This is a genomic window from Microvirga yunnanensis, from assembly GCF_025460875.1.
In genome coordinates this window covers 32371-57248 of the sequence record NZ_JAMXFI010000038.1, presented here as the reverse complement: position 1 = coordinate 57248, position 24878 = coordinate 32371, and the positions used below count along the sequence as shown (strand labels likewise).

The following is a 24878-nucleotide window of genomic DNA, read 5'->3' as shown; positions in this document are numbered from 1 at the left end:
CCTTACGCCACGGCCGAGGCCGCGCCGGCCTCCACCTGCCCCGAACGCAGGCGCACCATCCGGTCGCACAGGCGGGCGAGGTTGAGATCGTGGGTCACGAGGACCAGGGTGGCGCCCCGGTCGCGCTTGAGGGCGAAGAGCAGGTCGACGATGGACTGCCCGGTGGTCTCGTCGAGATTGCCCGTGGGTTCGTCGGCCACCAGGATCGCCGGGTTGGGCACGATGGCGCGGGCAATGGCCACGCGCTGCTGCTCGCCGCCCGAGAGCTGCGCCGGATAATGGTGCAGGCGGTGGCCCAGCCCCACGGCCTGCAATTCGGCCTCGGCGCGCTCGAAGGCCTCGCCATCGCCGGCGAGCTCCAGCGGGAGCGCCACGTTCTCCAGCGCCGTCATGGTCGGCACGAGGTGGAAGGACTGGAACACGATGCCGATGCGCCGACCCCGGAAGCGCGCCAGCGCGTCCTCGTCCAGCCCCGACAGGTCGGTGCCGTCGACGATCACCCGGCCCGAATCGGGACGCTCGAGCCCGGCCATGGTCATGAGCAGGGTCGACTTGCCCGAGCCCGACGGTCCGACCAGCCCCACCGCCTCGCCTCTGCCGACGTCCAGGGAAATGCCTTTGAGGATATGCACGCGCGCGGCTCCGCGCCCGAGGCTCAAATCGACGTCGTGCAGCGCGATGGCCTTGTCCTGCATGCCCATTCACCCGATCTGTTGGACAATCCGAAGTTGCCCGGTTCTAGTCCGGTAGAGATGGGAAGCCTATCGATGAAGCGCCAATCCGGCCCGTTCATGACGATCATTTTTGCGTGTGCGGCGGCCCTCGCCGCCATGATCGCCCCCCTGTCCGGCGCCCTGGCGCAGGGGAGGACCATCCGCCTGGTAGCCCTCGGCGACAGCCTGAGCGCCGGCTACAACCTGCCGCAGGAGGCGGCCTTCCCGGTGGTGCTGGAACGGGCCCTCAAGGCCAAGGGGTACAATGTGGAGGTGGCCAATGCCGGGGTGTCCGGCGACACGTCCTCGGGCGGTCTCGACCGGCTCGACTGGTCCGTTCCGGACGGCACCGACGGGGTGATCCTGGAACTCGGCGCCAACGACATGCTGCGCGGGCTCGATCCCGCCGGGACCCGCAAGAACCTGGAGGCCATCGTGGAGCGCCTGAAGGCGCGCAACATCCCGGTCCTGCTCGCGGGCATGTACGCCTCGCGCAACCTCGGGACGGATTACGTGCAGAAATTCGACAGCCTCTATCCGGACATTGCGAAGAAGCACGACCTTGTGCTCTATCCCTTCTTCCTGGACGGAGTCGCCGGCGACCGGTCCCTCAACCTGCCCGACGGCATGCACCCGACGGCCAGGGGGGTCGAGATCATCGTCGAGCGCATCCTGCCCAGCGTCGAGAGTTTTCTCGCCCGCCTGTCTCAGCGCTGATCCCCGTCGGCGCCTCATTCTCGCCTGAACGCGGGGGATCATGTCCCCGCGAGGAGCTTGCCCATGGAATACCGCCGCCTCGGCCGCACGGATCTCAATGTCAGCCTCATCTGCCTCGGCACCATGACCTGGGGCCAGCAGAACACGGAGGCCGACGGCCACGCGCAGATGGATTATGCCCGCGACCAGGGCATCAACTTCTTCGACACGGCCGAGCTCTACTCGATCCCGCCCCGGCCCGAGACGCAGGGCTCGACCGAGCGGATCATCGGCTCCTGGTTCAAGGCGCGGGGCTCGCGCGACAAGGTGATCCTCGCCACCAAGGTGATCGGCCGCTCCGACAACACGTGGTTCCGCGACGACGGCTCGAAGGGCGAGCTCTCGCGCGCCCAGGTCGAGGAGGCGGTCAACAAGAGCCTGAAGCGGCTCGGGACCGATTACATCGACCTCTACCAGATCCACTGGCCCGACCGGCCCATGGCCTGGGGCTCGAACCCGACGATCTTCCGCCACCAGGACGGTCCCTCGCACCCGATCGACGAGACGGTCGAGATCATGACCAACCTGGTGAAGGCCGGGAAGATCCGCCATTTCGGCCTCTCCAACGAGAGCGCCTGGGGCACCATGACGTTCCTCAAGCATGCGGACGCCAAGGGCCAGGCCCGGGTGCAGTCGGTGCAGAACGCCTACAGCCTCCTCAACCGCACCTACGAGGTGGCCCTGGCGGAGGTGTCGATGCGCGAGAATGTCAGCCTCCTCGCCTATTCGCCGCTGGCCCAGGGATACCTGACGGGCAAGTATCTCGACGGCGCCCGCCCGGCGGGAGCGCGGACCACCCTGTTCAACCGCGGCCAGCGCTACGAGAATCCCACCGCCGAGGCGGCGATCCGCAAATATATCGCTCTCGCCAGGGAATTCGGCCTGGATCCGGCCCAGATGGCGCTGGCCTTCGTCAATTCCCGCCCCTTCGTCGGCTCGACCATCATCGGGGCGACCTCGATGGAGCAGCTGAAGACGGACATCGCGTCCATCGACGTGACGATCACGCCGGAGCTCGAGGAGCGCATCGACGCGATCCATGTCGAGCACTGCAATCCGTGCCCGTGAGATCGAGCGGCCGCGTCATGGCCGGGCAGTCATCACCCACCTCTCGCCGGCCATCCCGATACGGTGAGGCTCGGCGCTTCAATCAATCCGGGTCACCGGGACAAGCCCGGTGATGACAGGGGGGCGGTTCCCATGCGGAACAAACGCCTCCCACCGATCGTCTGAACACCATCAACCCGGGAGGTGCCGCATGCCCCGTCTCTTCACCGGCATCGAGATCCCGGCCGAGATCGGCCTTGCCCTGGCGGGCTTCCGCGGCGGCCTTCCGGGCGCCCGCTGGGTCGATCCCGAGAACTATCATCTCACCCTGCGCTTCATCGGCGACATCGACGAGCGCATGGCGGACGACGTCACGTCGATCCTCGGGGAGCGGCGCCAGCGGGCGCCGCTGACCATCGTCATCGACGGGCTCGACACCTTCGGGGGCGGCAAGCCCCGGGCGGTCTTCGCCCGTACGTCCGGCAACGGCGAGCTGAACGAGGTGCAGGCCGAGCAGGAGCGCCTCCTGCGCCAAGTCGGCCTGCCCCCGGAGACCCGCAAGTTCACCCCGCACGTGACCCTGGCGCGCCTGCGCAACGTCTCGCCCATCGACGTGGCGGATTACATCGCGACCCGGGGCCACTTCCCCAAGCTGACCTTCACGGCCGACCGCTTCGTCCTGTACTCCTCGCGGAACTCGGTCGGCGGCGGGCCCTACATCGTCGAGGCGGCCTATCCCTTGGGCTAGCTCGACGGGCGGATGCGAGGCCGGTAGAGCAGCCCGATGGCCTCGCTCATCTTCATCACCCATCCCGAAGTGGTCATCGACCCCGACCAGCCCGTTCCCCAATGGCCCCTGAATGCCACCGGGCGCGCCCGCATGGAGCGCTTCGCCGCGATGCTCGCGGACAGGGACGTGTCCGCCGTCTATGCCAGCACCGAACGAAAGGCCATGGACGGCGCCGCCATCGTGGCGGAGAGCCTCGGCCTGTCCTATGACACCGACGAGGATCTGGGCGAGAACGACCGCTCGTCCACGGGCTTCATCGCGCCGCCGGAATTCTGGGAGGTGGTGCGCGAGTTCTTCGGCCGTCCGCACGAGAGCATCCGCGGCTGGGAACGCGCCATCGACGCGCAGACGCGGATCGTGAACGCCGTCCGCCGGATCCTGCACGAGGACGAGACCGCGGGCGACATCGTGGTGGTGTCTCACGGAGGGGTCGGATGCCTGCTCACGGCCCATCTGCAGGGGGTCGCGATCGGACGGGAAAGCCGCCCGTCCCATCCCGGCGGCGGCTGCTTCATCGTCATCGACCGGGACTTGGTCGCGCTGACGCAGGATTGGCGCGCCATCGAGGATGGGTTCGCCGCCTGAGGACGATCTCGTCGTTCCGGGCGCCGGAGATGCCCCTCTTCCGTCGTGGCCGGCCTTGTGGCGGCCATCCCGATGGGCTAAGGGCGCCGCGCCTCCACGTCATCGGGATCACCGGGACACGCCCGGTGATGACCTGGAGGCGATGTCGGCTGCCGTTTGCGCTTGCATCCGCGGCGCCATGGGACTAGCCCCTGAGCCGAAGACCCAGGACTGACGCAACCCCATGATCCGCACCCGCATCGCGCAAGCAGCGCCCGGCACCGCCTTGTGCGCGGCGATCGCGCTGGCCGCCATGGGGCTGCAATGGGCGGAGGAGCACTGGACCGGACGGCCCTGGCTCGAGGCCCTCGTGATCGCCATCCTGCTTGGCACCCTGGTGCGGACCCTCTGGACGCCGGACCGGCGCTGGACCCCGGGAATCGGCTTTTCCGCCAGGACCCTGCTCGAGATCGCCGTGATGCTCCTGGGCGCGTCGATCAGCTTCCAGGCGGTTCTCGACGCGGGCCTCGGCCTCATCCTGGGCATCGCCGTCGTGGTGGCGCTCGCCATCGGGGCGAGCTACGGGCTCGGGCGGTGGCTCGGGCTGCCGAAGCGCATGGCCATGCTGGTGGCCTGCGGCAACTCGATCTGCGGCAACTCGGCCATCGCGGCGGTCGCACCCGTCATCGGGGCGAAGCCCGAGGACGTCGCCTCGGCGATCGCGTTCACGGCCATTCTCGGGGTGATCGTCGTGCTCAGCCTGCCCCTGCTGGTGCCGCTTCTCGGCCTGTCGATGACGCAATACGGGGTGCTCGCGGGATTGACCGTCTATGCGGTGCCGCAGGTGCTGGCCGCCACCGTGCCGGTGAGCCTCGTCAGCACGCAGCTCGGCACCCTGGTGAAGCTCGTGCGCGTGCTGATGCTCGGCCCGGTGGTGATCGGCCTGTCCCTGGTCGCGGGCCGGAGCACGGCGGACGCGAAGCCGAGTCTCGCCTGGAGCCGGCTCGTGCCGTGGTTCATCGTCGGGTTCCTGGGTCTCGCCCTGCTGCGGTCCCTCGGAGTCATTCCTGACGTGGTCCTGCGGGCGGTCGTGCCGATCGCGACGCTGCTCACCGTCATCGCCATGGCGGCCCTGGGCCTCGGGGTGGATCTCCGGATTCTGAGCCGGGTCGGCGCCCGGGTGACGCTCGCCGTGACGCTCTCGCTCCTGGTGCTGATCGCGATCAGCCTGGGCCTGATCCGGCTGCTCGGGATCGCATGAGGCCTTGAAACATCGCTCGGGCGCGTCATCACTAGGGCAGTCCCCTCCTGCCCCTGACGTGCGCCCATGCCCCGCCTGACCGACGCCGAACGTTCCGAACTCCTGCCGGCCCTCGACGGCTGGGCGCTCGTCGAAGGGCGCGACGCCCTCCACAAACGCTTCGTCTTCGACGATTTCAATGCCGCTTTCGCCTGGATGACCCGCGTGGCGCTCATCGCCGAGGCCATGAACCACCATCCGGAATGGTCGAACACCTACAACCGGGTCGAGGTCACCCTCGCCACCCACGACGCCAAGGGCCTCACGCGCCGCGACGTCGAGCTGGCGCAGCGCATGGACCGGATGGCCGCCGGACTGGCGAAGGGATAGGCCATGACGGAGACACGCATCCGGACGGGCGGCTGCGCCTGCGGGCAGCTGACCTTCCAGGCCCGGGGCGAGCCGAAGCGCGTCGGGCTCTGCCATTGCATGACCTGCCGCAGGATCAGCGGCGCGCCATTCAACGCCTACGTGATCTACCCCGTCGACGAGGTGACGGTCTCGGGCGCGTTCCGGGGCTGGTCGGCGACGCCCGAGAGCGAGCGCTGCTTCTGCGTTGTGTGCGGCTCGCAGGTCTTCGACCGGGATTCCGACACCGAGATCGAGATCAAGCTCGGGGCCTTCGACGAGCCCAATCTCTTCACCCCCACCTACGAGGCCTGGGCCCGGCGCCGGGAGCACTGGCTGCGCATTCCGGATCTGGAAAGCTTTCCCGAGAACCGGGGCGGCGCGGCCTGAGCGGCAGGACAGGGTTCACCCGGCCCGCATGAGAAACCCTCGACGGCATGGCCGGCCTTGTGCCGGCCATGCCGTCGGAAAGGTGCGGCGCTCCGCAGCATCGGGATCACCGGGACAAGCCCGGTGATGACGAACAGGGGCGAACGCCCGCTCGGCCTCTCCTATTTCGGCTGCATCCGCAACGCGCCGTCGAGGCGGATGCCCTCGCCGTTGAGCATGTCGTTCTCGATGATGGCCTTCACGAGCGCGGCGTATTCCTCGGGCCGGCCCAGGCGCGAGGGGAACGGCACGTTGGCCTCGAGCGCCTTGCGGTAATCCTCCGCGATGCCCTCGAAGAGCGGCGTGTGGAACAGGCCCGGCATGATCGTCATCACCCGGATGCCGAAGCCCGACAGGTCACGGGCGACGGGCAGCGTCAGCCCCAGCACGCCGCCCTTGGAGGCCGCGTAGGCGGCCTGCCCGATCTGCCCGTCCTGGGCGGCCACCGACGAGGTGTTGACGATGACCCCGCGCCCGCCGTCGGGCGTGACCGGATCGAGCCCGGCCATGGCGGTGGCGCATTTGGCGATCATCGCGTAGGTGCCGATCAGGTTGATTTCGACCGCCCGGCGGAAGCTCGCCACGTCGTGGGGGATCAGTTCTCCGGTCTCGCGCTTCTTCGCCACCGTGCGCTTGCCGGGCGCGATGCCCGCGCAGTTGACCAGGATGCGCTCGATGCCGTTGGCCGCTCGGGCGGCGGCAAGCGCCGAATCGATCGAGGTCTCGTCGGTCACGTCGGCCTGGCAGAAGACGGCGCCGATCTCCCGGGCAACCGCCTCGCCGCGTTCGGCGTTCATGTCCAGGATCGCGACCTTCGCACCGCCGGAGGCCAGCATCCGGGCCGTAGCCTCGCCGAGGCCGGACGCCCCTCCGGTAACGACGGCTGCCATCAATTTGTCGAGCTTCATCGCTTTTCTCCCTACGCCCGGCGATGTCTTAAGCTATCCCTGACGCAGCGGAAACGCATCCCATGGAAGGAGCCTGTTGAATGAGTGAACCCTTCATGAAGCCTTTCTCCAAGGCCGAGATGGAGGCCATCCGCAAGGAGACCCAGGACGAGGAAAGCCTCAAGCGCCGCTTCTGGGTCAAGCTGAAGCGGGTTGCAGGCAGAATTCCCTTCGCCGAGGATCTCGTGGCGGCTTTCTTCTGCGCGACCGATCCGTCGACTCCGAGCCGCGTGAAGATCATCCTTCTCGGGGCCATCGCGTATTTCGTCTTTCCGGCCGATGCCATCACGGACCTTCTGCCTGTGTTCGGCTTTGCCGATGACGCAGCGGTCCTGGCGGCCGCGATCACGCAGGTTGCCGGTTCCATAACGGAAGAACACAAGGAAAGGGCACGGAAGGCACTCGGAGACGCGATCGACCGCGCCTGAAAGCTTGGCTTTAGGAGCATATTCAGAACAAAGAATATTGACTTATTGCAATGTTATTATAGGTAACGTAAAGATGAGTCGTTCGCAACAAAGTCATTTCCTTCCTCCGGCTTTTAAAGACGAACAAGCTTTGCAGAACCACCTTGGGCCGCCCGAAAGGCGGCCCTTCTTTCTTGCCCTGGCGTGCGCCAGACCCTGGTCGAGGACAGAAACCGCCACGTTTCGACGCATCGCCAAGACCGGGGCGTGGCCTTAACGGAGATGGTGAAGAGTTCTTAACCATCCGCCTGTATGGTCCGCCCCATGATACCTGCATCTCTCCAGCGCGGCATCGCCGCGGGCATCCTTTCCGCCATCGTCGTCATCGGAACCGGGCCGGCAGCCCTGGCTCAGTCCGGACGTTCGACGCCGCAATCGACCCGCGGAACTCCGGCCAAGCCGGCCCCGGCGACGAAGCCCAACCCCGCTCCGGCGGCCAAGGCCAACGCGGCTAAGACCAACGCGGCCAAGCCTGCCGCGGCCGCCACAGGAGCCGCCGCCGGTGCGGCAGCCGCCGCCAGGCCGGCCCAGGCGGCGACGGGCCCGGGCGGCGCCTCGCTGCTGACCTCATACGGCGATTGGGGCGTCTACACGGCCCAGACCGGCCGCTCCAAGATCTGCTACGCGCTCAGCCAGCCCAAGGACCGGCTGCCGAAGAACGTGAACCGCGACCCGGCCTATCTCTTCGTGTCCTTCCGCCCGGCGGAGAACGTGAAGAACGAGGTCGCCCTGGTGCTCGGCTTCACGGCCAAGGAGAACGGCCCGGCGGAAGCCGCCGTCGGCAACGCCTCCTACGCGCTGATCACCAAGGCGGCCAATGCCTGGCTCAAGAACCCCGCCGAGGAAGGCCAGGCGATCGCCACCATGGCCCGCAGCGGGACCGTGACCGTGAAGATGCAGTCGGCCCGTGGCGCGAGCCTGACGGACCGCTATTCCCTGAACGGCTTCGGCAAGGCCCTGGAGCACGCCCGCAAGGAATGCGCTTCGTAAGCCCGCGCATGGTTGAAAATCCGCGTCTCGATGAGCATGTTCCGGGTCTCGCGCCCGGAATTTTGCGTTTGAAGGCTCACGGTTTCGGCGCAATCGTGCTATAGGCACGCCGATTCCCAACAACGAGGCTTGAGATTTCCCATGGCGACGGTGCTCGACATCGCCAAGCGCAACCCCAATGCGGCCACCGTGGCCGTGAGCGATGCCGCGCGCGCGGCCGGGTTCATCGAAAAGACCGCGGAGCTGAACGCCGTGGCGGGCGCCGCCCCGGGCGGCGCCTCCCTCGTCGGCCTCACCCGGGACCAGCTGAAGGAGTCCCTGGCCGCCATCGGGGTGCCGGAGCGCGAGCTGAAGATGCGCGTGGCCCAGCTCTGGCACTGGATCTATTTCCGCGGAGCGAAGGACTTCGTCGAGATGACCAATGTGGGCAAGGAGCTGCGCGGGAAGCTCGCCGCCGCCTACACGCTCGCCCGCCCGCAGGTGGTCTCCGAGCAGGTCTCGAAGGACGGCACCCGCAAGTGGCTGATCCGCATGCCCTCGACGGGCCCGCTCGACAAGGGCGCGGAGATCGAGTGCGTGTACATCCCGGAGGTCGACCGCGGCACCCTGTGCGTGTCGAGCCAGGTCGGCTGCACGCTCACCTGCTCGTTCTGCCACACGGGCACCCAGCGCCTGGTGCGCAACCTGACCTCGGCCGAGATCGTGGCGCAGCTCATCGTGGCCCGCGATGCCATCGGCGACTGGCCCGACGCCACCCCGCCGGACGGCGCCCGAGAGAAGGGACTTTTGCCGACCGATGGCGGACGCTTCGTGTCCAACATCGTGTTCATGGGCATGGGCGAGCCGCTCTACAACATCGGCGACGTGATCGCCGCCATCGACGTCATGTCGGATGGCGAGGGGCTGACCCTGTCCCGCCGCCGCATCACGGTATCGACCTCCGGGGTCGTGCCCCAGATGGAGCGGCTCGGCGCCGAGGCCAACACCATGCTGGCGATCTCCCTGCATGCGGTACGCGACGAGCTGCGCGACGAGCTGGTGCCGATCAACCGCAAGTACGACATCAAGCAGCTGCTCGATGCCTGCCGGGCCTATCCGGGCCTGTCGAACGCCCGCCGCATCACGTTCGAATACGTGATGCTGAAAGGCGTCAACGATTCGGACGCGGACGCGCGCGAGCTCGTGCGCCTGCTCAAGGGCATCCCGGCCAAGATCAACCTGATCCCGTTCAATCCCTGGCCGGGCTCGAAATACGAGTGCTCGGACTGGGAGCGGATCGAGCGCTTCTCCGAGATCGTCTACCGGGCCGGCTATGCCTCGCCGGTGCGCACCCCGCGCGGCCGCGACATCCTGGCCGCCTGCGGCCAGCTCAAGAGCGAGACCGAGAAGCTGCGCGCCCGCGCCCGCATGATGGCCGAGCAGGGCATCGGGGCCGAGGGCGTCTACGCAGTGGGGAACGGGGAATAGGCTTACCCTCCCCCGCTGACAGGAAAGCCTCTCTTCCCGTCATGGCCGGGCTTGTCCCGGCCATCCCGATACGATGAGGCGCAGCGCTTCACCCAGTCGAGATCACCGGCACGGGGCCGGTGATGGCGGAAGCACTCCGGACATCCGCACCAGTCCCTAAGCGTTGTCCCGCGCCGCCTGGGCGCGCTTGCCTGCCTGCAAGACCCGGCCGGCATCCATCGGATTGAGGATCCGGTCGCGGCGGTGGCTCGCGTTCTTGCGCATGCCCGTCCGGGGCGACCTGCCGGAATCCGGCCGCGCCGGCGTCTCCGCCTCCTGCCTCATCGCATAGGCGCGGCGGGCGTTGGCGCGCAGTTCCTCGGCTTTCCGGTGCGTGCGCTCGCTGTTGATCCGGGTCAGCGCCTCGGCGAGGACCCGCGCCTTCTGGCGGTTGCCGGCGTCCTGCTGCTCGAAGGTCGTCGCCTGACGGCCCTTGCCGCGCACCTCCCGGCGCTGGCGGCGGGCGATGTCCCGGGCCCGGTCGCGCCGCTCGCGCAGACGCCGGGTCAGCTCCGCGAGCGCCGGATCCTCCAGCCGGCCCAGCACCGGGTACCGGGTCTGCTCGACGAGGGTGAATTCCTCGTCCGACATGAGCCGCCGCTCGTCCAGCTTCGACGTGGCCATGGCGTCCTCCTCCTGCGTGGATGCCCGCCGCCCGGTCGTTAAACTAGCACAATGTCGGGATTGGCGAACCGGCCCGACCATGGCGCCTCTGGCAGGGAGACGTGAACTTTGCCACTATGCGCCCGCATGATCCGCTGGCTTCTCCTGATCCCGTTCGCGCTTCTCATCGCCATCGGCGCGAGCGGCACCTTCCTCCTCATCGCGTCCATCGTCGACCCGGTCATGGCGGTGCTGACCGGCGACACCCTGTTCGTCGGCTTCTGGTCCCTGGTGGACGCGGTGTTCGCCGCCGAGGATCCCGGGCCGATCGTGGAGGGCGCGCTCCTGACCGTCGGCCGGATCGTCTTCACCCTGCTGGTCCTGCCCCCGCTCATGGTCGCGGTCGTCAGCGAGGTGCTGGGCATGCGCAGCCTGCTCTGGCACGCGCTGGCCACCGGCATCCTGACGGCGGCCGTGCCCTTCATCCTGCGCGGATCCGCCCGGATCGCCTCGCCGGCGGAGCTGCACGTGAGCCTCGTGCTCGGCCTGACCGGAGCGGTCGCCGGCCTCGTCTACTGGGCGATCATCGGAGGGCGGAAGACAGGACCCGCACAGTTCGACGAAAAGATCCCCTGAGGCCAAAGAAGGCGGAGGCAGCATGCCCCCATGCCGCCTCCGAAGTTTCGGGAGGACCTGGCCGCCAGAGCCAGTCCCGAGACTGTGGACCGTGTCAGACTCCCGCGCAATTCGGCCGGCTGGCCGAATGACCGCCTAGGCCGTTCGGACGATGCGGGTTCGCCCGAGCCGGCACGACCCACTCCGATGTGCACGGCCGACCGAAAGCGGCTTGTTGAACGCGCGTCCCTGCCCCATGTGTTCATTCCAGCAAAGGTTCCCGGAACCGAATCGCGAGAAGGACAGACATGACAGCCCTGCTTTTGCCGGCCCGGATCCGTGTTGCTCTCACCGGCATGCTTCTGGCGTTCGGGCTGTCGGCCTGCGGCATCAACAATGTTCCGACCCTGCAGGAGCAGGCCAAGGCCGCTTGGAGCGAGGTGCAGAACCAGTATCAGCGCCGGGCCGATCTGATCCCCAACCTGGTCGAGACCGTGAAGGGCTTCGCCCAGCAGGAGCGCGAGGTGCTGACCCAGGTCACCGAGGCCCGCGCGAAGGCGACCCAGATCCGGGTCGATGCCTCCACGGTCACGGATCCCGAGAAGTTCCGTCAGTTCCAGGAGGCGCAGAACCAGCTCTCCGGAGCGCTGGGCCGGCTGCTCGCCACCGTCGAGCGCTACCCGGAGCTGAAATCGAACGCCAATTTCCTGGCCCTCCAGTCCCAGCTCGAAGGCACCGAGAACCGAATCGCGGTGGCCCGGCGCGACTACATCTCGACCGTGCAGGCCTACAACACGGAACTGCGCACGATTCCCGGACGCTGGATCGCCGCCATCGTCTATCCGGACGCCAAGCCCATGGAGACCTTCACGGCCACGGCCGGCTCCGACCGTCCGCCCGAGGTGAAGTTCTAGCGCATCGGGCGGAAAAGTGGACCCGGTACTCACCAGCGTGGCGCTTCGGGTCGCTAGCGTGGCCCGCTGGGTCCGCCTCATCCGATGCGCCGGTCAAGAGAGGGAGCCTCGGATGAACCCCAAAAGGGGTGTCCACTTTTGGGTCCGAGGCTCTAGCGCATCGTGCGGAAAAGTGGACCCGGTTTTCCGCCCCGAACGATGCGCCGCTCAAGGAAGTGAGCCTCGGATGATCACTCCACCGCGTCATCGCGGGCCTCGTGCCGGTGATCCCGGTCACGACGAGCGCGGCGCTTTTCGGCATCGGGATGGGCGGGTCGGGCCTGGCCATGACGGAGCGACCTCACCCGATCGCGCCCTTTCGACCGCCCTCCCCTCCCGCCGGGAGGGAACACGATGGGCAGTGCTCTTCATCGCTCTTCTCGTTCTTCTTGCGCCCCTCCCCTGTCTCGCCCAGACCTTTCCCCAGCTCACCGGACGCGTCGTCGATGCGGCGGGTCTCCTCAAACCCGAGGAGCGGACGGCCCTCGAGGCGAAACTGAAGGCGCACGAGGACAAGACCACCGATCAGGTGGTGGTCGCGACGGTGCCGTCGCTGGACGGCTATCCGATCGAGGATTACGCCAACCGCCTCTTCCGGCACTGGCAGCTCGGCCAGAAGCAGAAGAACAACGGCGCCCTCCTCCTCGTGGCCCCGCAGGAGAGGAAGGTGCGCATCGAGGTGGGATACGGGCTGGAGGGCGCCCTCACCGACGCGCTGTCCAAGGTCATCATCACCACGGCGATCGCACCGCAGTTCCAGAAGGGCAATTTTTCAGGCGGCATCGATGCGGGTGTCGACGCCATGCTGTCGATCCTGACCGGGGACGCGGAGGAATGGCACCGCCGGGCCGAGGTGCGGGAGGACGGCGCCACGAGCATCGACCCGGTGATCGCCTTCGTGTTCCTGCTGATCCTGTTCTTCCTGATCTCGCGCATGATGGGGGCCGGCCGCGCGCGGGGCGTCGGGCGGGGGCGGCGCGGCCCCTGGATCGTCACCACCGGCGGCTGGCCGGGCGGCGGATGGTCCGGAGGCGGCGGTGGATGGTCCGGCGGGGGCGGCTTTTCCGGGGGCGGCGGCTCCTCGGGCGGCGGCGGCGCCTCGGGGAGCTGGTAGATGATTTCACCCGACGATCAGGCGCGCCTCGCCCAGGCGATCAGCGACGTGGAGGACGAGACCTCCGGGGAGATCGTGCTCGTGCTGGCCGAGCAGGCGGGGCACTACCGTGAAATCCCCCTGCTCTGGTCCCTTCTCGCCGCCCTGGTCACGCCCTGGCCGCTGATCTGGCTCACCTCGGTCAGCACGGCGCGGATCTTCCTGATCCAGCTCGCGGTGGCGCTCGCCCTGGGTCTCATCCTGTCCTGGCCGAAGCTGCGCTACGCCCTCGTGCCGCGCTCCCTCAAGCGGGCTCAGGGTCATGAGGCGGCCTCCCGGGAGTTCCTGCGCCGGGGGCTCACCCGGACCCGGGAGAAGACGGGCGTGCTGATCTATCTGGCGCTCGCCGAGCACCACGCCGAGATCCTGGCCGATACGGGCATCGCCGACCGGGTCGATGCCGGGATTTGGGCCGACATCGTGGCCGACCTGACCCGGACGATCCGGGACGGGCGCATGACGGACGGCCTGATCGTGGCGATCCGGCGCACGGGCGCGATCCTGGCCGAGCACGCCCCGCCCCGCCTCGACGACGTGGACGAGCTGCCCAACAAGGTCATCATCCTGCCTTGATCAGACCCCCGGCCATCAGAAGCCTGGACCCCGGGCCGCCCCGAGGATGATTCCGGGCCGGGCGGCATCGGTGCTCTGCAGCAGCACCACATAGGCATCGCCGCCGCTGCGAGCGGTCTCGAGCGGCACCTCGAACCGCGCCGAGCCGCCGACCCACTCGCCGACCCGGGTCAGGCCGCGCACCACATTGGCATAGGTGATCGTCTTGCCCCGGTTCTCGCCGCGCTCGATCGGCACCGTCTTGGCCCTCAGGACCGGCAGCACCCAGAGTTCGGCAGCCCGCTGGGTGGTGTCCGGGGTCTCCTCGACGATGATCGTCACCTGACCGTTCTGCTCGTCGACGGTCACGTTCACCGGCAGGGTCTTGCGGCCTTTCGAGGTGGTCTGGATGGCCTGTTCGACTTGGTCCCGGTCGGAGCCGATGCAGGACTTCTTGCCGTTGACGATCATCTGCGGGGTGAAGACCTGCCGGTCCTTGCGGGAATGGGCATAGGCCTTCTGGCGCTCGGTGAAGGACACATGGGCGAGGGTGTCCTTCCAGCCGAGATAATCCCAGTAATTCACGGGCAGGGAGAGCGCGATGATGTCCGGCTGGCGGGAATACTCCACGAGGAGCTCGTCGGCCGGCGGGCAGGACGAGCATCCCTGGCTGGTGAACAGCTCGACGACCGCGCGCGGCGGGTCCGCCAGAGCAGGCTGAAGGAGAGCGGCGAGACCGAGGGCCGCTAGGGTCAGTGTCAAACGGGACGCCATGGTGCCGCTATCGAACACGAAATCAGCCTCGAGGGAAACTCACGTTACCTTGAACGCGGGCACATCGTGCGGACCGGGAGCCCCGTCAATGGGAAGTGGACCCCACGTTCGGGTCCGACGCCCGGGCAGGCACCCGCCAGCGGCGGTGCATCCACAGCCATTGCTCCGGGTGTTCCCTCACCCATTCCTCCACCACGGAGGTCATCGCCTGCATGGCGCCCTGCACGTTGATCTGCCCGTCCGGGTCGCGCGGCAGGTCGAGCGGCGGGGTGAGCTGCAGGCGGAAGCGGTGGCCGGGCAGGCGGATCACCCGCACCCCGTGGACCGGACAGTCGAATCGGCGGGCGAATTTGCCCAGGATCGGGTTCACCAGAGCCGGGCGACCCATGAAATCGACGATCACCCCGCGGGTGAAATGCTGATCGATGAGCATGCCGAGATGGCCGCCCTTCTCCAGCGCCCCCTGCATGGCGAAGGCCGCCCCCTGGCGGGCTGCTTCCAGGTTGCCCATGGTCTCGCTGCGGATCTCGTGCAGGACGCGGGCGACGGCCGGATCGTTGGGCGCGCGGAACACCGCCGTGGTGTCGAGCCCGAAGCGCGCCGCACAGATCGCCGGCAGCTCCCAGTTGGCCAGGTGGGCGGAGAAGATGATGCCGGGCCGGCCATCGTCCCTGAGGCTCAGGAAATGATCGATGCCGTCGACCTCCGTGCGGCCGGGCACGGTGCTGTCGGGATCGAAGTCGAACAGACGCCCGAGATGGGGATACTCGCCGCCCGTGCGGCCGAGATTGTCCCAGGCCGCGAGCGCCAGCGCCTTCACGTCGGCCTCGGACTTCTCCGGGTAGGCGGCCCGGATGTTGGCCAGCGCTGTCCTGTGGGCCCGCAGGAGGGGTCCGAAGGTGCGGGTGATCGCCGCCCCCACGGCGCCGGAGCGCTCGGGGCCCAGGGCGCGCGCAAAGGCGAAGACGCCGCGGACGACGCCCACCATGACGGTCCCGACAAGGCGCGAGACGAGATTGCGGGACCGGTGGGGCTGCTGCACGTGGGTGTGATCCTGGAACGGTGAGCCGGCTCGGGCCGGCGCTGAAAATGAAAAGGCCCCGCGTCTTTTTCGAAGGCGACCCGGTTCGTCAAGATGCGCGGTCGCGACGAATTGCTGCCGCCGTTCCCTCGGTCAGAACGTCACGATGACCTTGCCGAACACCCGCCGGCCCTCGAGCCGCTCCAGCCCCTTCTGGAACTCGTCGAGCGGGAAGACCGCATCGATGACCGGATTCATGCCCCCGGCCATCTTGTCCAGCGACTGCGCGATGTTCTCGATCCGGCAGCCGAAGGAGCCGAAGATCCGGTACTGCTGCTGGAAGAGCTGCATCAGGTTCATGGTGGCGGAGACGCCCGAGGTCGATCCGCAGGTCACGAGGCGCCCGCCACGCCTGAGGCACAGGAGCGAGCCGTTCCACGTCTCGGCCCCCACATGCTCGAACACCACGTCGACGCCCCGGCGCTTGGTCAGCCGGCGCACCTCGCCCTCGAAGCGCTCGGTGCGGTAGTTGATCACGTGATCGGCCCCGAGCGCCTTCGCCTTCTCGCCCTTCTCGTCGTCCCCCACCGTCGTGTAGACCGTGCAGCCGATGGCCTTGGCCATCTTGATCGCCGCCGTGCCGATCCCGGAGCCGCCCGCATGGACGAGGATCGACTCGCCGGGCTCGAGCTTGGCGTTGTCGAACAGCATGTGCTGCACGGTGCCGAACCCGATGGGCGCGCAGGCCGCCTGCTCGAAGGAGACGCCCTGTGGGACCGGGATCACCAGACGCTCGGGCCGGTTGATCAGCTCGCGGGCGAAGCCGTCGATATGGAAGCCCATGATGCCGGCGACGTTCTCGCACAGATTGTCCCAACCGGTCCGGCAGGCCTTGCAATGGCCGCAGGTCTCGGCCCCGTACATGGTGACCGGATCGCCGGCCTTGAACCGGGTGACGCCCTCGCCGACGGCCGCGATCTCGCCCGAAGCCTCCACGCCGACGGCCTGCGGCATCTTGCGCTTGGCGAAGGCCATGCCGCGAAAGCCCCAGACGTCGAGATAGTTGAGGGCCAGCGCCTTGACCCGCACCTGCACCTCGCCGGCGGCCGGCGGCGGCGGGGGCTCGATCTCGGTGATGCGGAGATCACGGTCGCCGAAGAGCTGAAGGGAGCGCATGAAAGCCAATCCTGGTCGTGTGTCTGCCTGCAGCTCAAAGCGCGGCGATCACGGAGACAATCGTTCCCGGCGGCTTAAAGGGCCGAGGCCCCGATGACAAGTTTTGTGTCGTTCCGGAAGGGCGCGGGAGCCGAACGCCCTCTCCCGTCAGCCGCGGCCTTGCCGGCGCGCTCCCATGTCATGGCCGGCCTTGTGCCGGCCATCCCGATGCGGTGAGGCTCGGCGCTCCAACTTTATCGGGATCACCGGGACGAGCCCGGTGACGACGTGGAGATGGCATGCTCCGACGAAGCATGGGTCCGGAGGGCGGCAGGGGAACCTACCGGTGCACGCCCAGCATCGAGGTCAGTCCGCCGTCGATGGGCAGGACCGCCCCGGTGATGTAGGCGGCGGGCTCTGACAGGAGGAAGGCCGCGAGGCCTGCGATCTCCTCCGGCCTGGCGAAGCGCCCGGCCGGGATCTGCTTCTCCATGCTGTCGCGATAGGCCGCATAGGGGGCCATCATGTCCGTGTCGATGAAGCCCGGCGCGATCACGTTGACCGTGACGCCGCGCTTGGCGGTCTCGACCGAAAGGGTGCGGCAATAGGAGATCAGAGCCCCCTTGGACGCCGCATAGGCGGCATTGCCGGGATTGCCCTGGAGCGCCGCCACCGACCCGATGGCCACCATGCGGCCGGCCTTGGCCCGGATCATGCCGCGCATGAGCGCTTTCGCGATGCGGGTGAGCGACCAGAAGTTCACCTGCATGGCCGCTTCGGCCCTGTCCTGCTGCATCATGGCCGCGAGGGCGTCGTAGGGCTGGCCGGCATTGTGGATGAGCCCGAAGAAGCCCTCGCCCTCGACGGCCTCGCAGAAGGCCTCCAGGGCCGCCTTGTCGGCGAGGTCGACCTCATGGGCCCGGATGGTGCGGCCGGGGCTCGCCCGCATCAGCTCGTCGGCCAGCGCCCGCGCGGCATCGCCGGAGGACCGGTAGGTGAAGTCGACATCGTGGCCGGCCGCGACCAGCGCCCGCACGATGGCGGCGCCGACGCCCTTGGCCCCACCCGTCACCAGAACCCGGGTCATGGTCTCACGCTCCTCATGGCGTCAGGCTCCTTTGGGCTCGGCCCCGAAGACCAGGCAGGTGTTCTGGCCGCCGAAGCCGAAGGAGTTCGAGAGCACGTAATTCACCCTGGCGTCCCGGGCGACGTTCGGCACCACGTCGAGGGGGATCGCCGGATCCGGCACCTGGTAGTTGATGGTTGGCGGGATGCGGCCCGTCGCGATGGTCATGAGCGACATCACGGCCTCGACGGCGCCGGCCGCCGTGAGCGTGTGGCCGATCATCGACTTGTTCGAGGAGATCGGCAGGCCGGCCATGCGCTCGCCGAACACGGCGGTGCAGCTCATGGCCTCCATCTTGTCGTTCTCCGGCGTCGAGGTGCCATGGGCATTGATGTAGTCGATGTCCTCAGGGACGACGCCCGCATCCTCGAGAGCCTGGCGGATCGCCGTGATGGCCGGCATGCCGTCCGGGGACGAGCGGGTGCGGTGGAAGCCGTCGCCCTTCTCGCCGCAGCCGAGCACGTAGCCCAGGATCGTGGCGCCGCGGGCCCTCGCGCTGTCGGCATTCTCGAGCACCAGGGCCGCGCCGCCCTCGCCCATGACGAAGCCGTCGCGGTTCTTGGAGAAGGGCTTCGACGCTCCTTCCGGGTTCTCGTTCTGGGTCGAGAGCGCCGAGAGCAGCGAGAAGCGGATGAGCGATTCCGGGTTCACGGACCCGTCGGTCCCGATGCAGAGCGCCGCCTCGGTCTCGCCGCGGCGGATCGCCTCGACGCCGAGCTGGATCGCCGTGGCGCCGGACGAGCAGGCGGTCGACAGGGAAATCGGCGAGCCCCTGGTGCCGAAACGGTCGGCCACCCGGTCGGCCACGGTGCCGAAGATGAAGAGGTCGTGCCACGGCCTGAAACGGCCGGTCCCGGCTGCCTTGAGGAGATCCTTGTAGGTGACGTCCCCGTCCTGCCCCGAGGCCTTGGCCAGCGCCTCGCGCTGCGGCCATTCCATCTCGACCGGAGGCACGGCGATGAAGAGCGCGCCCGGAAAGTCCTCCTGGGCCAGCCCCGACTGCCCGACCGCCTCCTCGGCGGCCAGCATGGCGAGTCGCTCGGACAGCATGGGGGCGCAGAAGGGCTCCACGTCGACCGAGTCGATGGTGCCGGCGATCGTGGTGCGCAAGCCCTCGGTCGGGAAGCGGTTGATCCGATGGATGCCGGACCGGCCGGCCGTGAGAGCCGCCCAGGTGTCGTCCTTGCCCTGCCCAAGGGACGTGACCGTGCCGATGCCGGTGACGGCGACGAGCGGACGGCCCTGTGTGTCGCGAAGCGCCATTGCCTTCTCCTCAAGCCTTGGTGAGCCGGATGGCGCCTTCGCCGCGCCAGTGGCCGATGGAGGTCACGAGCGCCTCGCCGGCGCGTCCCTCGGCGATCAGCCCTGCGGCCAGCGCCACGCCGGTGGCCGGCTGGGCCTCCATCGTATGGCCCACGAGATCCCCGGTGGCGTGAACCGCCGCTCCGGGTGCGACGTCCTTCAACGCCGCCTGCTCGTCCTCCGTGATGCCCTTGATGCCGGTGGCGCCGGAGATCACCAGGTCCGGTCGGGCGTTCAGCTGCCGCGACAGGGCGTGGAGCGAGGCTTCCACGCTGCCTGCCTTGCGGCGGGAGCGGTCCGAGGCGACGCCCGCCAGGGCGGCGACCGGCTTTGCCCCGCGGGACGCGGCATGCTCGCGGGATTCCAGCACCAGGAAACAGGCCCCGGATCCGAGGATCATGCCGCCGCCGTCGGCCGGGCGCTCCCAGACCGGACGGTAGGGCTTCTTCCAGAGGAAGCCCCCCATCTCGTAGATGAGGAGCACGTCCGGCCGCTCCGCATTGTAGGCACCGCCCACGAGGAAGATGTCGTCCTGGCCCGAGGCGATGCGCTCGCGGGCGATGCGCAGGGCATCGACGCCGCTCGATTCCTCGCCCATGAAGGTCCGGGAGGCGCCGGTGACGCCGTGCACGATGGAGATGTTGCCCGCCAGCAGGTTCGAGAGCTGCGCCAGGAACAGGGTCGGGCGCAGATCGCCCATGAGGCGCTCGTTGAGGAACACGCCCGGGTTGTCGGCCTTGGCGAGTCCGGTGAGCACCTGCCCGTCGACCGCATAGTCCCGCTCGCCCCCTCCGGCCGAGACGATGAGCTGCATGCGAGCCTTCAGGGCCGCATCCTCCTTGGCCCCTGCGGCGTCCAGGGCAAGGCCCGCGGCATAGCAGCCGAGCTTCTGCCAGGCTTCCATCTGGCGCTGATCGGACTTCTTGGGGATCTGGCGGTCCCATTCGAGAGCCCCGACGGGATGGACCGGGAAAGGTTCGAACGTGGCCGCATCGGTGTTGGGGGCGCCGCCGCGCGCAAGCGCGGTCAGATGCGCCTCCAGGCCTTCCCCGGCGCTGGAGACGAGGCCGATCCCCGTAATGACGACATCCCGCATCAAACCGTCTCCTCCAGGAGGCCGATGCGCTTGGCTTGCGCCCGCATCAGGCCGTCCATGCCTTCAGGGAAGGGCATGATCCGGAAGCGCAGCTCCGCGTCGCAGATCGGCTTGCCCTCGGCGGCGATCTTGGCCTTGGTCACCGCATAGCCCGAGCCTTCATGCTCCAGCGTCGCCGTGACGGTGAGCACCGTACCCGGTCCGACGAAGGTGCGGAAGCGCGCCTTGTCGACGCCCATCAGGAACGGCATGTGGGTGAAGCCCATGAGGCCGAGCACGAGATAGCCGGAAGCCTGGGCCATGGTTTCGGTCAGAAGGACGCCGGGCACGAGGGGGTGGCCGGGGAAATGCCCTTCGAACACCGGGCTTTCCTGGGGAACCGTCGAGGAGACCTCGATCCGCCTGGTCTCGCGGTCGAGGCTCGTCACCCGGTCGATCATTTCAAAATATTCGAGGCGCATCCGGGTCTCTTACCCTCTTGCTCCCGGCAGGTTCAATGGGAAGAGAATCCATGAGGCGGAGCGCTGATGGATCGCCTCTTCGGACCGGCCTCGTCGGCCGGCCCGCCGGGATGGTTTGTTCGTCAGGCCTGCTTGGCGGCCACGAGGGCGTCGATGCGCGCCACGAGGTTCTTCAGGACGAAGTATTCCTCGGCGGGCGCCTTGCCCTCGTTCACTTCCTGCGTCCACTGCTCCAGCGGCAGCTTGATCCCGAAAGCCTTGTCGATCGCGAACGCGATATCGAGGAAGGCGAGCGAGTCGATGCCGAGATCCTCGATGGCATGGCTCTCCGGGGTGATCTGCTCGCGCGGGATATCGGCGGTCTCTGAAATGATGCCGGCGACGGTCTCGAAGGTGGACGACATGACGCCGCTCTCCTGAACTGCTTGTGGGTCTCAACGATCCAGCGCCGGCAAGCTCTCGAGGCCCGGTGTCCAGCCGCTCGTTTCGTCAAGGAGGGTTGTTTCGAAACGCACCCCTTACACGAGAGGCGGCAGACCGGCAACCGATTGGTTGCGTCCCGCCGAATTCCATCCGGCCGAACGTTGGGAATTCGGCCTGCGGCAACTACCTAAGGGACAGGCGATTGATTAATCGGCCCCTATCGTCGATAAGGGCCGCCTTCGGCCGCAAACCGAATGATCTTACATTGACGACAAATTGCTTGGATCGACGTGTTCAACAGGTTCCTCAAGCCTGAAATCCGCTATGCCCGCCGCATGGCCCGCATCGCGCGCTGGGACAGGCCCGTCGAGGGGCTGTCCGGGCGTTTGCGCGCTTGGGTGCATATGCTGGTCGCCGACCATGGGGTCTTTCGCCTCTTCTACCTGAACAAGCACCAGGTCACCGACCGCCTGTGGCGCTCGGCCCAGCCTGCGCCCCACCAGATCGCCGCCCTGAAGGCCGAGGGCGTCCGCACCATCGTCAACCTGCGCGGCGGGCGCGAGCATGGCTCCTGGCAGTTGCAGAAGGAGGCGTGCGAGCGCCTCGGCATCCATCTGGAGGAGTTCGTCGTCCGCTCCCGCGGGGCGCCCGACCGGGAAACCCTGCTGTCGGCGAAGGACTTCTTCGACAAGATCGAGTACCCGGCCGTCCTGCACTGCAAGTCGGGCGCGGACCGGGCGGGCTTCGTGGCCGCCCTCTATCTCGTGGTCTTCGAGGGCCGGTCCATCGACGAGGCCCAGCGCCAGCTCGCCATGCGATACGGCCATTTCCGCTTCTCGAAGACGGGCATCCTCGACGAGTTCTTCGATCTCTACCGCCGCGAGGGCGAGGCCCGGGGCATTCCCTTCCTGACCTGGATCGAGACTCAGTACGATGCCGAAGCCCTGGAGCGGAGCTTCCGCCCGAGCTTCTGGTCGAGCCTTCTCGTCGACCGGATCATGCGGCGGGAATAGGCCCCGAGCCCAGCGTCCCGCCCCGGAGCCCGGGCGATCGTCAGGGCAGCGCCGCCAAGCTGTGCTCGTCGTCGGAGAGCTGTAGGCGATGGAGCCGGGCATAAACCCCTCTCGTGGCCATCAGGGCCTCGTGCGACCCGGTCTCGGCGATGCGCCCGTTTTCCATCACGACGATCTGATCCGCGTTGCGCACGGTCGACAGCCGGTGGGCGATGACCAGGGTAGTGCGGCCCTTCATGAGACGCCGGATGGCATCCTGCACGAGGCGCTCCGATTCCGAGTCGAGGGCGCTGGTCGCCTCGTCGAGGAGCAGGATCGGGGCGTCCTTCAGGAACGCGCGGGCGAGCGAGATGCGCTGGCGCTCGCCGCCCGACAGGCGTCCGCCGCCGGGGCCGACCAGGGTGTCGTAGTCGTCCGGCTGCTTCAGGATGAAGTCGTGGGCCGCCGCCGCCTTGGCGGCCGCGACGATGTCCTCCTCCGACGCGTCCGGGCGCCCGAAGGCGATGTTGGCCCGGATGGTGTCGTCGAAGAGGATCACGTCCTGGCTGACCACAGCAATGGCGTGGCGCAGGCTCGCCAGGGTCACGTCCCGCACGTCCTGCCCGTCGATCAGCACGGCGCCCTGATTCACGTCGTAGAGGCGCGGGACGAGGGACAGGAGGGTCGATTTGCCCGAGCCGGAGCGGCCGACCAGGGCCGTGGTCCGGCCGGCCTCGGCCACCAGGTTGACGCGGTCCAGGGCCACGGTCTCGCCGTCGTAGGAGAAGGTGAGGTTCGAGAACGCGATCTCGCCGCCGACGAGGGCGAGCGGCTTTGCTCCGGGCTTGTCCTGGATCCGGGGCGCCTCGTCCATCACCGTGAAGGTCCGGTGGAGAGCCGACGCCGCCTCCTGGACGATGGCGTTGAGGTTGCCGAGCGCCCGGATCGGCTGCGCCGCCATGACGAGGGCGCTGACGAAGCCGGTGAAGTCCCCGACCGTGCTGTTGCCGGACAGGATCCGGTGGCCGATCAGCATGAGCACGATCGCCACGGCGAGACCGCCGCCGGTCTCGAGGATGGGGTCCATCCGGCCGCGGGCGTTCGCGGCCTTCATCTTGAGATCGCGCACGTCGTCGAAGGTCCTGGCCGCCTTGGTCCTGAGGTAGCGCTCGAGCCCGTAGGTCTTGGCGATGCGGGTTCCAGCCAGGCTTTCGGTGATGAGGCTCGCCATCAGGCCCGTCTGCTCCTGGGTCGAGATGGCGACCCGGCGCAGCTTGCGGCCGATCTGGTTCACCGGATAGGCGAAGACGGGCGAGATCACGGCCGCCACCAGGGTCAGGACCGGGTCGATCCAGAGCATCGCCGCCACGAGCGCGATGATCGTCGTGACCTCGCGCAGGAACACCGTGGACAGGCGGGTGAGCGCCTCCCGGATGAACGCGAAGTCAGTGGTGAAGCGCTGGGTCAGGGCGGCCGGGCTCTCCCGCCCGATCTGGGCGAGATCGGCCTCGATCAGGTGGCCGTAGAGCGCGGTCTGCATGTCGGCCTCGATCCGGGTCACCACCTTGTTGGTGAGGATCGTCAGGGCGAGGAGCGAGAAGCCCTTCACGGACGTGACGGCGATCACGAAGAGCGGCGCCAGCATGATGGCCTGCGCGTCCTTGGCGTCGAAGGCGTCGAAGGCCGCCTTGATCAGCACCGGGTAGAGCCCGGTGGCGCCCGAGACCAGGGCCACGAGCAGAAGCACCAGGGCCAGCGTTTTCCGATGCGGACGCATCCAGTCCCGCCACAGGCGGCGGATCAAGGGAAGGGTATCGCCTTGGAGGAGGCTTTTGCGGGCCATGCTCTGTCTTAGGGTTCTCGTCACGGAAGAGCACGCGGTTAGCATGCCAAGCCCCTCGGCCGCAAATCCTGAGCGGGACAGGAGCTCCGGGAGCGCCGCTTTGCCGCTTCCGGCCCCCCTCTCGACACCGGGGCGAATTCATGGCTGCATGGTCGTCCCGTCGCAGAGAAAACGCCATGACCTTCGAGACCTGGCTCGCCTTCGCGGCCGCGTCGGCCGTGCTGCTCGTCATCCCGGGCCCGACCATCCTGCTGGTCGTGTCCTATGCCCTCGGGCAGGGCTGGCGGACCGCCCTGCCCATGGCGATCGGCGTCGCCCTGGGCGATTTCACCGCCATGACCCTGTCGCTCCTCGGCCTCGGCGCCCTGCTCGCCGCCTCGGCGACGCTGTTCACGGTTCTCAAGTGGCTGGGGGCCGCCTATCTGGTCTGGCTCGGGATCAAGCTCTGGCGGGCCGGGGGAGCCCTCGACGCGAGGCCGCGCACGGATGCGACCTCCGCGCTCAGGATGCTGGGCCATGCCTGGATCGTGACGGCGCTCAATCCCAAGGGACTGACCTTCTTCATCGCCTTCCTGCCGCAATTCATCGACCCGAGGCTCGCCCTCCTGCCGCAGGTGAGCGTCTTCGCGGCGACCTTCCTGATCCTCGCCTTCGCGAACGTCCTCACCTACGCGCTCATCGCGTCGCGAGCCCGCCGGGTCGTGCAGAGCCCGCGGACCATGCGGGTGATCAACCGGACCGGCGGCAGCCTCCTGATCGGGGCCGGCATCGCGACGGTGGCCCTGAGGGCGGGGCAGGCTTAGCGCATCCTGCGGACGAAAGCGGGCCACGCTCGTGACCCTCGCCACGTCATCACCGGCCTCGTGCCGGTGCTCTCGATTGGAAGAGCGCCGCGTTTCACCGGATCGGGATGGCCAGCAAGAGGCAGGTGATGACCAGCCGGCCATGACAC

Annotated in this window: 28 protein-coding genes; 16 read left to right on the top strand and 12 right to left on the bottom strand. The window is 68.2% G+C overall.

Features of this window, described 5'->3' with window-relative positions:
- Positions 1-2: 2 nt before the first annotated feature.
- Positions 3-695, bottom strand: a complete 693-nt coding sequence (locus tag NF876_RS19405; protein ID WP_262270303.1) for an ABC transporter ATP-binding protein — start codon at positions 693-695, stop codon at positions 3-5.
- Between the two features lie 72 nt (positions 696-767).
- Between NF876_RS19405 and NF876_RS19400 the strand changes: the two genes are divergently transcribed.
- From NF876_RS19400 to NF876_RS19370, 7 genes are all read left to right on the top strand, one after another.
- On the top strand, positions 768-1430 hold the full coding sequence (locus tag NF876_RS19400; protein WP_262270302.1) for an arylesterase: 663 nt from the start codon (positions 768-770) through the stop codon (positions 1428-1430).
- A 63-nt stretch (positions 1431-1493) separates the two neighbouring features.
- Positions 1494-2537, top strand: a complete 1044-nt coding sequence (locus NF876_RS19395) for an aldo/keto reductase (protein ID WP_262270301.1) — start codon at positions 1494-1496, stop codon at positions 2535-2537.
- Positions 2538-2727: 190 nt separating this feature from the next.
- A complete protein-coding gene (thpR, locus tag NF876_RS19390) occupies positions 2728-3264 on the top strand; it encodes an RNA 2',3'-cyclic phosphodiesterase (RefSeq protein WP_262270300.1) in 537 nt (178 codons plus the stop codon).
- Positions 3265-3300: 36 nt separating this feature from the next.
- Positions 3301-3891 (top strand): histidine phosphatase family protein, encoded by a 591-nt coding sequence (locus NF876_RS19385; RefSeq protein WP_262270299.1) that lies wholly within the window; start codon positions 3301-3303, stop codon positions 3889-3891.
- A gap of 223 nt (positions 3892-4114) precedes the next feature.
- On the top strand, positions 4115-5131 hold the full coding sequence (locus NF876_RS19380) for a YeiH family protein (RefSeq protein WP_262270298.1): 1017 nt from the start codon (positions 4115-4117) through the stop codon (positions 5129-5131).
- A 66-nt stretch (positions 5132-5197) separates the two neighbouring features.
- Positions 5198-5500, top strand: coding sequence for a 4a-hydroxytetrahydrobiopterin dehydratase (locus NF876_RS19375; RefSeq protein ID WP_262270297.1), 303 nt, complete (start codon positions 5198-5200; stop codon positions 5498-5500).
- A 3-nt stretch (positions 5501-5503) separates the two neighbouring features.
- Entirely contained in the window at positions 5504-5908 is a 405-nt protein-coding gene (locus NF876_RS19370; RefSeq protein WP_262270296.1) for a GFA family protein, read from the top strand.
- A 161-nt stretch (positions 5909-6069) separates the two neighbouring features.
- Here the strand turns inward: NF876_RS19370 and NF876_RS19365 are convergent, their stop codons facing one another.
- Positions 6070-6855 (bottom strand): SDR family NAD(P)-dependent oxidoreductase, encoded by a 786-nt coding sequence (locus tag NF876_RS19365; RefSeq protein ID WP_262270295.1) that lies wholly within the window; start codon positions 6853-6855, stop codon positions 6070-6072.
- A gap of 95 nt (positions 6856-6950) precedes the next feature.
- On the opposite strand from NF876_RS19365, the gene NF876_RS19360 reads away from it, so the two are divergent.
- The 3 genes from NF876_RS19360 to rlmN all read left to right on the top strand — a co-directional run bounded on the left by NF876_RS19360 (position 6951) and on the right by rlmN (position 9818).
- Positions 6951-7322 carry a YkvA family protein gene (locus NF876_RS19360; RefSeq protein WP_262270312.1) on the top strand — a complete coding sequence of 124 codons (372 nt, stop codon included), beginning with the start codon at positions 6951-6953 and terminating at the stop codon, positions 7320-7322.
- 303 nt (positions 7323-7625) lie between these two features.
- Positions 7626-8351, top strand: coding sequence for a hypothetical protein (locus NF876_RS19355; protein ID WP_262270294.1), 726 nt, complete (start codon positions 7626-7628; stop codon positions 8349-8351).
- A 141-nt stretch (positions 8352-8492) separates the two neighbouring features.
- Positions 8493-9818: a dual-specificity RNA methyltransferase RlmN gene (gene rlmN / locus NF876_RS19350; protein ID WP_262270293.1), complete on the top strand. Its 1326-nt coding sequence runs from the start codon at positions 8493-8495 to the stop codon at positions 9816-9818.
- 156 nt (positions 9819-9974) lie between these two features.
- Here rlmN and NF876_RS19345 read toward each other — a convergent pair whose 3' ends face one another.
- On the bottom strand, positions 9975-10481 hold the full coding sequence (locus NF876_RS19345; RefSeq protein ID WP_262270292.1) for a hypothetical protein: 507 nt from the start codon (positions 10479-10481) through the stop codon (positions 9975-9977).
- 126 nt (positions 10482-10607) lie between these two features.
- On the opposite strand from NF876_RS19345, the gene NF876_RS19340 reads away from it, so the two are divergent.
- The 4 genes from NF876_RS19340 to NF876_RS19325 all read left to right on the top strand — a co-directional run bounded on the left by NF876_RS19340 (position 10608) and on the right by NF876_RS19325 (position 13754).
- Complete coding sequence (locus NF876_RS19340) at positions 10608-11096, top strand: hypothetical protein (protein WP_262270291.1); 489 nt, start codon at positions 10608-10610, stop codon at positions 11094-11096.
- Positions 11097-11383: 287 nt separating this feature from the next.
- A complete protein-coding gene (locus tag NF876_RS19335; RefSeq protein ID WP_373371480.1) occupies positions 11384-11989 on the top strand; it encodes a LemA family protein in 606 nt (201 codons plus the stop codon).
- A gap of 400 nt (positions 11990-12389) precedes the next feature.
- Positions 12390-13142 carry a TPM domain-containing protein gene (locus NF876_RS19330; protein ID WP_262270290.1) on the top strand — a complete coding sequence of 251 codons (753 nt, stop codon included), beginning with the start codon at positions 12390-12392 and terminating at the stop codon, positions 13140-13142.
- Positions 13143-13754, top strand: a complete 612-nt coding sequence (locus NF876_RS19325; RefSeq protein WP_262270289.1) for a TPM domain-containing protein — start codon at positions 13143-13145, stop codon at positions 13752-13754.
- A 15-nt stretch (positions 13755-13769) separates the two neighbouring features.
- On the opposite strand, the gene NF876_RS19320 is transcribed toward NF876_RS19325, so the two are convergent.
- From NF876_RS19320 to NF876_RS19285, 8 genes are all read right to left on the bottom strand, one after another.
- Positions 13770-14525, bottom strand: a complete 756-nt coding sequence (locus NF876_RS19320) for a DUF1223 domain-containing protein (protein ID WP_262270288.1) — start codon at positions 14523-14525, stop codon at positions 13770-13772.
- A 67-nt stretch (positions 14526-14592) separates the two neighbouring features.
- Complete coding sequence (locus NF876_RS19315; protein WP_262270287.1) at positions 14593-15549, bottom strand: lipid A biosynthesis lauroyl acyltransferase; 957 nt, start codon at positions 15547-15549, stop codon at positions 14593-14595.
- A 132-nt stretch (positions 15550-15681) separates the two neighbouring features.
- Positions 15682-16704: a zinc-binding dehydrogenase gene (locus tag NF876_RS19310; protein ID WP_262270286.1), complete on the bottom strand. Its 1023-nt coding sequence runs from the start codon at positions 16702-16704 to the stop codon at positions 15682-15684.
- Between the two features lie 319 nt (positions 16705-17023).
- Positions 17024-17770, bottom strand: coding sequence for an SDR family NAD(P)-dependent oxidoreductase (locus NF876_RS19305; protein ID WP_262270285.1), 747 nt, complete (start codon positions 17768-17770; stop codon positions 17024-17026).
- 21 nt (positions 17771-17791) lie between these two features.
- On the bottom strand, positions 17792-19072 hold the full coding sequence (locus NF876_RS19300) for a beta-ketoacyl-ACP synthase (RefSeq protein WP_262270284.1): 1281 nt from the start codon (positions 19070-19072) through the stop codon (positions 17792-17794).
- 10 nt (positions 19073-19082) lie between these two features.
- Positions 19083-20207 carry a beta-ketoacyl-ACP synthase gene (locus NF876_RS19295; RefSeq protein WP_262270283.1) on the bottom strand — a complete coding sequence of 375 codons (1125 nt, stop codon included), beginning with the start codon at positions 20205-20207 and terminating at the stop codon, positions 19083-19085.
- Positions 20207-20668, bottom strand: coding sequence for a 3-hydroxyacyl-ACP dehydratase FabZ family protein (locus NF876_RS19290; protein ID WP_173949101.1), 462 nt, complete (start codon positions 20666-20668; stop codon positions 20207-20209). Before NF876_RS19290 ends, NF876_RS19295 begins: the two co-directional genes overlap by 1 nt.
- Positions 20669-20790: 122 nt before the next feature.
- Positions 20791-21072 (bottom strand): acyl carrier protein, encoded by a 282-nt coding sequence (locus tag NF876_RS19285; RefSeq protein WP_009490841.1) that lies wholly within the window; start codon positions 21070-21072, stop codon positions 20791-20793.
- A 309-nt stretch (positions 21073-21381) separates the two neighbouring features.
- Between NF876_RS19285 and NF876_RS19280 the strand changes: the two genes are divergently transcribed.
- Positions 21382-22104, top strand: a complete 723-nt coding sequence (locus tag NF876_RS19280) for a fused DSP-PTPase phosphatase/NAD kinase-like protein (RefSeq protein ID WP_262270282.1) — start codon at positions 21382-21384, stop codon at positions 22102-22104.
- 40 nt (positions 22105-22144) lie between these two features.
- On the opposite strand, the gene NF876_RS19275 is transcribed toward NF876_RS19280, so the two are convergent.
- Entirely contained in the window at positions 22145-23926 is a 1782-nt protein-coding gene (locus NF876_RS19275) for an ABC transporter ATP-binding protein (RefSeq protein WP_262270281.1), read from the bottom strand.
- A 176-nt stretch (positions 23927-24102) separates the two neighbouring features.
- Here NF876_RS19275 and NF876_RS19270 point away from each other — a divergent pair, with 176 nt between their 5' ends.
- Complete coding sequence (locus NF876_RS19270; protein ID WP_262270280.1) at positions 24103-24729, top strand: LysE family translocator; 627 nt, start codon at positions 24103-24105, stop codon at positions 24727-24729.
- Positions 24730-24878 lie beyond the last annotated feature (149 nt).

Bases quoted from the DNA above. Each gene is read 5' to 3' on its own strand.
- NF876_RS19405 (WP_262270303.1), bottom strand. From the start codon at position 695: ATGCAGGACAAGGCCATCGCGCTGCACGACGTCGATTTGAGCCTCGGG.
- NF876_RS19400 (WP_262270302.1), top strand. From the start codon at position 768: ATGAAGCGCCAATCCGGCCCGTTCATGACGATCATTTTTGCGTGTGCG.
- NF876_RS19395 (WP_262270301.1), top strand. From the start codon at position 1,494: ATGGAATACCGCCGCCTCGGCCGCACGGATCTCAATGTCAGCCTCATC.
- thpR (WP_262270300.1), top strand. From the start codon at position 2,728: ATGCCCCGTCTCTTCACCGGCATCGAGATCCCGGCCGAGATCGGCCTT.
- NF876_RS19385 (WP_262270299.1), top strand. From the start codon at position 3,301: ATGGCCTCGCTCATCTTCATCACCCATCCCGAAGTGGTCATCGACCCC.
- NF876_RS19380 (WP_262270298.1), top strand. From the start codon at position 4,115: ATGATCCGCACCCGCATCGCGCAAGCAGCGCCCGGCACCGCCTTGTGC.
- NF876_RS19375 (WP_262270297.1), top strand. From the start codon at position 5,198: ATGCCCCGCCTGACCGACGCCGAACGTTCCGAACTCCTGCCGGCCCTC.
- NF876_RS19370 (WP_262270296.1), top strand. From the start codon at position 5,504: ATGACGGAGACACGCATCCGGACGGGCGGCTGCGCCTGCGGGCAGCTG.
- NF876_RS19365 (WP_262270295.1), bottom strand. From the start codon at position 6,855: ATGAAGCTCGACAAATTGATGGCAGCCGTCGTTACCGGAGGGGCGTCC.
- NF876_RS19360 (WP_262270312.1), top strand. From the start codon at position 6,951: ATGAAGCCTTTCTCCAAGGCCGAGATGGAGGCCATCCGCAAGGAGACC.
- NF876_RS19355 (WP_262270294.1), top strand. From the start codon at position 7,626: ATGATACCTGCATCTCTCCAGCGCGGCATCGCCGCGGGCATCCTTTCC.
- rlmN (WP_262270293.1), top strand. From the start codon at position 8,493: ATGGCGACGGTGCTCGACATCGCCAAGCGCAACCCCAATGCGGCCACC.
- NF876_RS19345 (WP_262270292.1), bottom strand. From the start codon at position 10,481: ATGGCCACGTCGAAGCTGGACGAGCGGCGGCTCATGTCGGACGAGGAA.
- NF876_RS19340 (WP_262270291.1), top strand. From the start codon at position 10,608: ATGATCCGCTGGCTTCTCCTGATCCCGTTCGCGCTTCTCATCGCCATC.
- NF876_RS19335 (WP_373371480.1), top strand. From the start codon at position 11,384: ATGACAGCCCTGCTTTTGCCGGCCCGGATCCGTGTTGCTCTCACCGGC.
- NF876_RS19325 (WP_262270289.1), top strand. From the start codon at position 13,143: ATGATTTCACCCGACGATCAGGCGCGCCTCGCCCAGGCGATCAGCGAC.
- NF876_RS19310 (WP_262270286.1), bottom strand. From the start codon at position 16,704: ATGCGCTCCCTTCAGCTCTTCGGCGACCGTGATCTCCGCATCACCGAG.
- NF876_RS19305 (WP_262270285.1), bottom strand. From the start codon at position 17,770: ATGACCCGGGTTCTGGTGACGGGTGGGGCCAAGGGCGTCGGCGCCGCC.
- NF876_RS19300 (WP_262270284.1), bottom strand. From the start codon at position 19,072: ATGGCGCTTCGCGACACACAGGGCCGTCCGCTCGTCGCCGTCACCGGC.
- NF876_RS19295 (WP_262270283.1), bottom strand. From the start codon at position 20,207: ATGCGGGATGTCGTCATTACGGGGATCGGCCTCGTCTCCAGCGCCGGG.
- NF876_RS19290 (WP_173949101.1), bottom strand. From the start codon at position 20,668: ATGCGCCTCGAATATTTTGAAATGATCGACCGGGTGACGAGCCTCGAC.
- NF876_RS19285 (WP_009490841.1), bottom strand. From the start codon at position 21,072: ATGTCGTCCACCTTCGAGACCGTCGCCGGCATCATTTCAGAGACCGCC.
- NF876_RS19275 (WP_262270281.1), bottom strand. From the start codon at position 23,926: ATGGCCCGCAAAAGCCTCCTCCAAGGCGATACCCTTCCCTTGATCCGC.
- NF876_RS19270 (WP_262270280.1), top strand. From the start codon at position 24,103: ATGACCTTCGAGACCTGGCTCGCCTTCGCGGCCGCGTCGGCCGTGCTG.